General features: G+C 37.2%; 2 protein-coding genes. One reads left to right on the top strand and one right to left on the bottom strand.

The features are described from left to right. Nucleotides 1-202: 202 nt before the first annotated feature. On the top strand, nt 203-1,258 hold the full coding sequence (locus tag F6K22_RS35915; RefSeq protein WP_293109383.1) for a DMT family transporter: 1,056 nt from the start codon (nt 203-205) through the stop codon (nt 1,256-1,258). Between the two features lie 1,375 nt (nt 1,259-2,633). Here F6K22_RS35915 and ispD read toward each other — a convergent pair. Continuing rightward, entirely contained in the window at nt 2,634-3,320 is a 687-nt protein-coding gene (ispD, locus tag F6K22_RS35910; protein WP_293109381.1) for a 2-C-methyl-D-erythritol 4-phosphate cytidylyltransferase, read from the bottom strand. Nucleotides 3,321-3,537: the final 217 nt, after the last annotated feature.

Here is a 3,537-nt window from a genome sequence, read left to right as displayed (position 1 = left end):
AGGTTTCCGTTCCCTCCGGGACGCTACGCGTTTTGCTCCGCAACATGTAAAGTGAAGCTTTGCGAAGCGCAAACGCTTGCCTCCAATCGACCAAGAGAAAAGTGCTAGTATATTTCCTTATATTCAATTCCCGTACGGTTTTAACCAGATGTAATTATCCATTATCAATTATCCATTATCCATTAATGAATTCTTCCTTATAATGAACCAAATAATCACAAAGATTTCTCACCTTTCACAAAAAATTCCCGGACAAATTTACCTATTATTAGCAATCATTATATTCGGCGCTTCCAACTCCATTACAAAACAATTAACAGAAATTGGTGCAGCAAAATTTCCTGGGGAAAATCCCATTTCTTTTTGTAATGTATTATTTGTCGGAAATATCTGCGCATTATTAATTTTAATTATTATCTACAAAAAACAGCTAAATCTCCATGAATTAAAACAATTTTCTAACCAAGATTGGGCGACCATGTTAACTGTTGCATTTCTCGCTGGAGCTTTCTCTCCTGCAGTTTCATTTGAAGCACTTTCTCGCACAATGGTTAACAATGTTATCTTAATCGGACGTATTGAACCTCCCTTAACTTTAGCATTAGCTATTTGGTTATTAGGAGAAAAAGTTAATAAGTGGAAAATTACTGGAGCAATTATTTCCTTTGCCGGAGTTATTTTGATTATAGTTTTACAAAATTTGGGAGACAATTCAGTTACAGCTTCTTCTACTAAAATGATAGCTATCAATTCCGGAGAAATTTTAGCAGCAATAGCAGCGATCGCTACGGCAATTTCTAATACTATTAGCAAAGCACGTCTGCACCGAATTCCAGTAGGATTTTTTAATATTGTGCGCAATGGGTTTGGAGGTTTTATCTTCTTTTTTGCAGCAATATATTTTTATGGTAGTAGTCACTTTATGCAGCTATTATCGCCTTTTTTATGGCAATGGATGTTAGTTTATAGTGCAGTTATTGTAGTAGTTGGTCAAATTCTTTGGTTAAAAGGATTAAGTAAAACCAGCAGTTCTGATGCTTCTATTGCTAGTGCATTTAATCCTGTTGCTGGAATTATAGCAGCTTATTTAATTCTCGGAGAAAAACCGACTATTGCTCACTATATTGGGGGAGGTATTATTTTAGTTGGAATTATATTAAGTCAACTTGGGAATAACCATAAAATTGCTAGTAATCAAGTTCCCGAAAAAATTCATCCTCAACAAAGAGAAACAGGTTTAGGATTCAAAGGTTTTTAACTGCTTGTATTTGGCAAATTTTCCAGTGATTAAGCATTAGGGAAAATTCTATATTTTCCACCCCATTTTTCCGGGCAACTTCTTAATTAGGAATTTCGATTATCAATGTACTTCCTTTACCTATCTCAGAATCACAGAGTAATTTTCTATAATTTTTATCTTCGATAATTTGCCGACAAATATATCAACCATTAACCGTACCTTTTCCAACTAAATAACTTGTGCATAACTAATCAAATCCTCCTGATAAATTTTCGAGAAACATTCCAATTCCATCGCTTCAGTCCTAATTTTCATTGTAAGCATTCAGCCGTCAGCCATCAGCTAGCCTCTTGCCTCCTCCGGAGGAGCTGCGCTTTTCATGTCGCGCAGCGAAACAGAGGAGCTTCGCTAACAGCTATTGCTTTTAATTTAGGATAAAAGCTTTATTAATTGTCTTACTACAAAAGTTGGTTCCCTTGTTCTTAAAGTCAGTTGTTAATTTAAACACTGTCTTTAAATAGAAAGTCTTGTTGCTGATAGCTGACTGCGAGCTAGCTGAATGCTTACTTTTCATTAAATTGTTTTTAGGGAAACTCTATATTTTCCACCCCATTTTTCCGGGCAACTTCTTAATTAGGAATTTCGATTATCAATGTACTTCCTTTACCTATCTCAGAATCACAGAGTAATTTTCTATAATTTTTATCTTCGATAATTTGCCGACAAATATATCAACCATTAACCGTACCTTTTCCAACTAAATAACTTGTGCATAACTAATCAAATACTCCTGATAAATTTTCGAGAAACATTCCAATTCCATCGCTTCAGTCGTAATTTTCATTAAATTGTTTTTTTTGAGCATCTTCAAAAAAAAGTCATTGATAGTTATCGGGAATAGGGAATAGGAAATAGAGAAGATGCGGAGTAGAATAGAGAACAAGCAAAAAATATTTACCCTGTCAGTTGTACCACATTAATCTAGGATATCCTGGATCTATCTAATTATTATTGACAATACTTTCAAGCATTACTTTTGGTGGAAAAATTACCAATAAAATCCTAAACATTCAGCAAAATTAAGGTATAAAGCCTCTCCATTCATGGAGAAAAAGCGGTCGTTTCGCTTCGCGACATGAATTGCTCGCAGTCCGTCAGGATGGGATGGCGAGGTCTCCGTTCCCTCCGGGACGCTACGCGAACGCTTGCCTCCAATCGACCAAGACAGCGGTCGGAAAGCGGAGCATGACAAACGGATGGGATGGGGAAGTTTCTTCGCTTGCCTCCAATCGACCAAGAGAAGAAAAAAATTCCTTGAGCGCCAATCCTCAATGTTTTAAGAAGAGGTAATAATTAATTATTAATTATTAATTATTAATTATTAATTGTTGAACTACTTCTTTCGAGCTTCCGCCAAAATAAATTCTGCTACTCTTAAATCCACAGGAGTTGTCACCTTTAAATTAGTCTCCTCTCCCTCAACAATTTTCACAGGTAAACCACATTTTTCAAACAAAGCAGCATCATCAGTAACTTCCCAACCTAATTGACGCCCCTTTTCATGACACTCTTTCAACAAATTCACCTCAAACCCCTGGGGTGTTTGAGCAGCCCACAAATTACGACGGTCTGGTGTATCCTGAATTAGACCAGATGGATCGACAACCTTAATAGTATCCTTAACTGGCACAGCAGCAATTAAACCAGGACACTTAAGAATCTCCTCCGCACATCTGTCCAACAGTTCAGGAGTAGCCAAACACCTTGCCCCATCGTGAATTAATACTCGTTCACCTGCCGATGGTAAAGCCTGTAAACCATTATAGACCGACTCCTGACGAGTCGCTCCACCCTCAATTAGCTCTATATCCTTGTCAGTAGACAAATCAGAAATATTTTTTTGAAAATCTGGAAAATCAACAGATTGTCCAATAATACCAATCCAAACAATATATTTAGAATTTACAGCAGCCTCAAGAGTCCAACTCAATAAAGACTTACCCAACAGAGTCAACAAAAGCTTATTTCGGGAACTTCCCATACGTCGCCCCATACCAGCAGCAGGAATTAATAAATACATTTTGTTTTAAAGCTTTCCTATAAATAATGAAATCTAGCTATATAGTTCATAAAAATATAGTCACATAAGACATATCCTTATTTTGCACCTTGACGCTCGTGTTAGCGCAGCTCCTCCGCAGGAGGCACTACAACACCACGCCAGTTGCGTGACTGTCGGGGGACTCGCCCAACCCACTGGCTCCTCTATCCCATAGCTAAAAGCAAAAGGAAGCTGC

It is taken from the genome of Okeania sp. SIO2F4, from assembly GCF_010672385.1.
Lineage (GTDB): Bacteria > Cyanobacteriota > Cyanobacteriia > Cyanobacteriales > Microcoleaceae > Trichodesmium.
Note: the sequence above shows the minus strand (reverse complement) of the source record. Positions and strands in the feature narration are given on the sequence as shown.

Bases quoted from the DNA above. Each gene is read 5' to 3' on its own strand.
- F6K22_RS35915 (WP_293109383.1), top strand. From the start codon at position 203: ATGAACCAAATAATCACAAAGATTTCTCACCTTTCACAAAAAATTCCC.
- ispD (WP_293109381.1), bottom strand. From the start codon at position 3,320: ATGTATTTATTAATTCCTGCTGCTGGTATGGGGCGACGTATGGGAAGT.